Annotated in this window: 3 protein-coding genes; all 3 read right to left on the bottom strand. The window is 71.5% G+C overall.

From position 1 onward, the window contains the following. Positions 1 to 136: 136 nt before the first annotated feature. Positions 137 to 2842, bottom strand: coding sequence for a pyruvate dehydrogenase (acetyl-transferring), homodimeric type (gene aceE, locus ACFVYK_RS37715; RefSeq protein WP_389781252.1), 2706 nt, complete (start codon positions 2840 to 2842; stop codon positions 137 to 139). 285 nt (positions 2843 to 3127) lie between these two features. Continuing rightward, complete coding sequence (locus tag ACFVYK_RS37710; RefSeq protein WP_389781251.1) at positions 3128 to 3751, bottom strand: GntR family transcriptional regulator; 624 nt, start codon at positions 3749 to 3751, stop codon at positions 3128 to 3130. Between the two features lie 223 nt (positions 3752 to 3974). Then, the coding region (sucB, locus tag ACFVYK_RS37705; RefSeq protein WP_389781250.1) for a 2-oxoglutarate dehydrogenase, E2 component, dihydrolipoamide succinyltransferase at positions 3975 to 5009 on the bottom strand (1035 nt) is incomplete at its 5' end.

Genomic DNA, 5009 nt, shown 5'->3' with positions numbered 1-5009 from the left:
GGCCCGGGCCGCACCCCTCCTCGTCGTCTCACGTCACCTCACGTCGCCCGCGTCCGGCCGCCCGCGTCCGGCCGCCCGCGTCCGGCCGCCCGCGTCCGGCCGCCCGCGTCACGTCGCTCCGCGACAGGGCGACGGCCTACAGGCCGTACCGCTCGCGGGCTTCCTTCACGGCCGCAGCCTTGACCTCGCCGCGCCGGGCGAGCTGGGCCAGCGCCGCCACGACGACCGACTCGGCGTCCACGCCGAAGTGCCGGCGGGCCGCCTCGCGGGTGTCCGACAGGCCGAAGCCGTCCGCCCCCAGCGAGGACCAGTCCTGCTCGACCCACTGCGCGATCTGGTCCGGCACCTGGCGCATGTAGTCGGAGACCGCGAGCACCGGGCCCTCGGCTCCCTCCAGCGCCCGGCGGACGTACGGAATGCGCTCCTCGCCGCGCAGCAGGGCCGCGTCGGCCTCCAGCGCGTCGCGGCGCAGCTCCGTCCAGGAGGTCGCGGACCACACGTCGGCGGCCACGCCCCACTCCTCGGCGAGCAGCTTCTGCGCCTTGAGGACCCAGTGGATCGCCGTGCCCGAGCCCAGGAGCTGGATGCGCGGGGCGTTGGCCGCCGCCACCTCCACGCCCGCCGACTCCGCCGTGTTGAAGCGGTACAGGCCCTTGACGATGCCCTCGTCGACCCCGGGAACGGCCGGCTTGGCCGGCTGCGGCACCGGCTCGTTGTAGACGGTCAGGTAGTAGAAGACGTTCTGGTCCTCGCCCGGGGCCGCCTCGCCGTACATCCGGCGCAGACCGTCCTTGACGATCGTCGCGATCTCGTACGCGAACGCCGGGTCGTAGCTGAGGGCGGCCGGGTTGGTCGCGGCGATGACCGGGGAGTGGCCGTCGGCGTGCTGGAGGCCCTCGCCCGTCAGGGTCGTGCGACCGGCCGTGGCGCCGACGAGGAAGCCGCGGCCGAGCTGGTCGCCGAGCTGCCACATCTGGTCGGCCGTGCGCTGCCAGCCGAACATCGAGTAGAAGATGTAGAACGGGATCATCGCCTCACCGTGCGTGGAGTACGCGGTGGACGCGGCGATGAAGTCGGCCATCGAACCGGCCTCGGTGATCCCCTCGTTGAGGATCTGGCCGTTCTCGGCCTCCTTGTAGTACATCAGCTGGTCGCGGTCGACCGGCTCGTACGTCTGGCCCTTGGGGGAGTAGATCCCGAGCGACGGGAACAGGCTCTCCATGCCGAAGGTGCGCGCCTCGTCGGGGACGATCGGCACCCAGCGCTTTCCGGTCTCCTTGTCGCGGACCAGGTCCTTGACCAGGCGGACGAAGGCCATCGTGGTCGCCACGTTCTGCGAGCCGGAGCCCTTGTCGAACGACGCGAACGCCTTGTCGGCCGGGGCCGGCAGCGGCGCGAGCGCGTGTGTGCGGCGGGCCGGGGCCGGACCGCCCAGGGCCGCGCGGCGCTCCTGGAGGTAGCGGACCTCGGGGGAGTCGGCGCCCGGGTGGCCGTAGGGCACCACGCCGTCGACGAAGTCGCTGTCCTTGATGGGCAGCTCCAGCAGGTCGCGCATGGCCTTGAACTCGTCCACCGAGAGCTTCTTCATCTGGTGGTTGGCGTTCTTCGACGCGAAGCCCTCGCCGAGGGTGTGGCCCTTGACCGTCTGGGCCAGGATGACCGTCGGAGCGCCCTTGAACTCCACGGCCGCCTTGTAGGCCGCGTACACCTTGCGCGCCTCGTGACCGCCGCGGGAGAGGTGGAAACACTCCAGGATCTTGTCGTCGCTCAGCAGCTTCGCCATCTCGGCGAGCGCCGGGTCCTTGCCGAAGAAGTCCTGGCGGATGTAGGCCGCGTCCCGCGTCTGGTACGTCTGCACCTGCGCGTCCGGCACCTCGCGCAGCCGGCGTACCAGCGCGCCCGTGGTGTCGAGCTGGAACAGCTCGTCCCAGGCCGTGCCCCACAGCGTCTTGACGACGTTCCAGCCGGCGCCGCGGAACTGCGCCTCCAGCTCCTGCACGATCTTGAAGTTGGCGCGGACCGGTCCGTCGAGGCGCTGCAGGTTGCAGTTGATGACGAAGGTCAGGTTGTCCAGGCCTTCGCGGGAGGCGAGCGCGAGGGCCGCGGTCGACTCCGGCTCGTCCATCTCGCCGTCGCCGAGGAACGCCCACACGTGGGAGGCGGAGACGTCCTTGATGTCGCGGTTGGTGAGATAGCGGTTGAAGCGCGCCTGGTAGATCGCCGACAGCGGGCCGAGGCCCATCGAGACCGTCGGGAACTCCCAGAGCCAGGGCAGCCGCCGCGGGTGCGGATAGGACGGGAGGCCTTCGCCGCCCGCCTCCTGGCGGAAGTTGTCGAGGTGCTGTTCGGTGAGACGGCCGTCCAGGAAGGCGCGGGCGTAGATGCCGGGGGAGGCGTGGCCCTGGATGTAGAGCTGGTCGCCCGAGCCGTCGGCCTCCTTGCCCCGGAAGAAGTGGTTGAAGCCGGTCTCGTACAGCCAGGCCGCGGAGGCGAAGGTGGCGATGTGGCCGCCGACGCCGTGTTTGCTGCCGCGGGTCACCATGGCGGCCGCGTTCCAGCGGTTCCACGCGGTGATCTTCCGCTCCATCTCCTCGTCGCCGGGCGCGGAGGGCTCGGCGGCGGTCGGGATGGTGTTGACGTAGTCGGTCTCGAGCAGCTTGGGCAGCGCGATGCCGTTGCCCTCGGCCCGCTCCAGCGTGCGGCGCATCAGGTATGCGGCACGGTGCGGCCCGGCCGCCTTGGCGACCGCGTCCAGGGAGGCCTGCCATTCGGCGGTCTCCTCCGGGTCCCGGTCGGGGAGCTGGTCGAGCGCGCTCGGCTGGATGGCGTTGGGGTCGGTCATGTCGCCGCCTTCCTCAGTCGAAGGGGGTTCCCTCATCGGTAGGGGTTCGGGGATGCCCTTGGTCTTTGGCAGGACAGGGCGTCAGGGCGCGGGTGCGACGTCGTTGTACGACCCCGCAGCGCGGCCCGTCGGTGACTGTAACCCCCTGATCGATGATCGATCAAAGGGTGGACGGGAAAAACCTCTCGATGACGAGAAAGTAGGCACGCGGTGCCTTGTCGCCAGGCACCCCGTGCCGTGGTCTCGCAGTGTTTCCGCAGGTGAGCATCGGTGTGCTCGGCTGTCTCAGGGGCGCGGCGCGCAGCCCAGCACATGCGCCTTCACCAGGTCCGCGATGCGCGGATCCCGCCGCCGGAACGCCTGCACCAGCTCCTCGTGCTCCTCCGCGTACGACTGCTGCACGGTTCCGAGCCACCGGATGGACAGCGCCGTGAACACCTCGATGCCGAGGCCCTCCCAGGTGTGCAGCAGCACGGAGTTCCCGGCCGCGCGCACCAGCTCCCGGTGGAAGCCCACGGTGTGCCGCACCTGGGCGGTGCCGTCGGACGTCCGGTCGGCCTCGTACAGGGCGGCCACGTGCGGTTCGAGCGCCGAGCAGTCCTCGGCCAGCCTCCGGGCCGCCAGCTCCGCGGCGATCGCCTCCAGGCCGGCCCGCACCGGATAGCTCTCCTCCAGGTCGGCCGCCGTCAGATTGCGCACGCGGACGCCCTTGTTCGGCGCGGACTCGATCAGCCGCAGCGACTCCAGCTCGCGCAGCGCCTCGCGCACCGGCGTCTGGCTCACCTCCAGCTCGGTGGCGATCCGTCGCTCCACGATCCGCTCACCCGGCTGCCAGCGCCCGCTGACGATCCCCTCCACGATGTGCTCGCGGATCTGTTCGCGCAGCGAGTGGACGACGGGCGCGGTCATGAGGGCTCCTTCGAGCAGGGGCCGCCCATCGGCCCCGGGGCGTTGACGTTTAGACAATACGGCCGAGGGCCCGCGCAGGAGAGGCGCGCGGGGGCGCTTTTACGCAGGTGAGACGAGACTTACACAGGCCCGCGGCGGGCCCGGCCCATCGGGCGCGGGACGACAGCACGGTGCCCCCGTCCGAGAGTCCCGGACGGGGGCACCACGCCGCACAACCCCTGCGTCAGAGGCCGAGCTCGACCTCGAACTCGCCGGCCTCCAGGATCGCCTTGACGGCGGTCAGGTAACGGGCCGCGTCGGCGCCGTCGACCAGACGGTGGTCGTAGGACAGGGTCAGGTACGTCATGTCGCGGACGCCGATGACCGTGCCCTCCTCCGTCTCGATGACGGCCGGACGCTTGACCGTGGCGCCGATGCCGAGGATCGCGACCTGGTTCGGCGGCACGATGATCGTGTCGAACAGCGCGCCGCGCGAGCCGGTGTTGCTGATGGTGAAGGTCGCGCCGGACAGCTCGTCCGGGGTGATCTTGTTGGCGCGGACCTTGCCGGCCAGGTCGGCCGTGGCCTTCGCGATGCCGGCGATGTTCAGGTCGCCCGCGTGCTTGATGACCGGGGTCATCAGGCCCTTCTCCGAGTCCACCGCGATACCGATGCTCTCGGTGTCGAAGTAGGTGATCGTGCCCTCGTCCACGTTGATCCGGGCGTTGACGGCCGGGTGGGCCTTCAGCGCCTGGGCCGCCGCCTTCACGAAGAACGGCATCGGGGAGAGCTTGACGCCCTCACGCGCGGCGAAGGAGTCCTTCGCCTGTGCGCGGAGCTTCATCAGGCGGGTGATGTCGACCTCGACGACCGAGGACAGCTGCGCCTGCTCGTGCAGCGCCTTGACCATGTTGTCGCCGATGACCTTGCGGATGCGGGGCATCTTGACGGTCTGGCCGCGCAGCGGGGAGGCCTCCAGGGCGGGGGCCTTCCTGACGGCGGCCGGGGTGGCGGCCGGGGCCGGGGCGGCCGCCGCGGTCTTCGCGGCCTCGGCGGCGGCGAGGACGTCCTGCTTGCGGATACGGCCGCCGACGCCGGTGCCCTTGACGGAGCCCAGGTCGACGCCGTTCTCGGCGGCGAGCTTGCGCACCAGCGGGGTCACGTACGCGCCCTCGTCGCTCGCCTGCGCGGCCGGAGCCGGGGCGGCGGCGGGAGCCGGGGTGACCGGAGCCGGAGCGGCCGGCGCGGGAGCCGGGGCGGCCGGCGCGGGAGCCGGGGC

It is taken from the genome of Streptomyces sp. NPDC058291 (assembly GCF_042880855.1).
Classification (GTDB): domain Bacteria; phylum Actinomycetota; class Actinomycetes; order Streptomycetales; family Streptomycetaceae; genus Streptomyces.
The sequence above is the reverse complement of the archived record's forward strand: the minus strand, read 5'-3'. Positions and strand labels throughout refer to the sequence as shown.

What these genes read in the sequence shown, in the direction of transcription:
- ACFVYK_RS37710 (WP_389781251.1), bottom strand. Translation starts at nt 3,751, where the DNA reads ATGACCGCGCCCGTCGTCCACTCGCTGCGCGAACAGATCCGCGAGCAC.
- aceE (WP_389781252.1), bottom strand. Translation starts at nt 2,842, where the DNA reads ATGACCGACCCCAACGCCATCCAGCCGAGCGCGCTCGACCAGCTCCCC.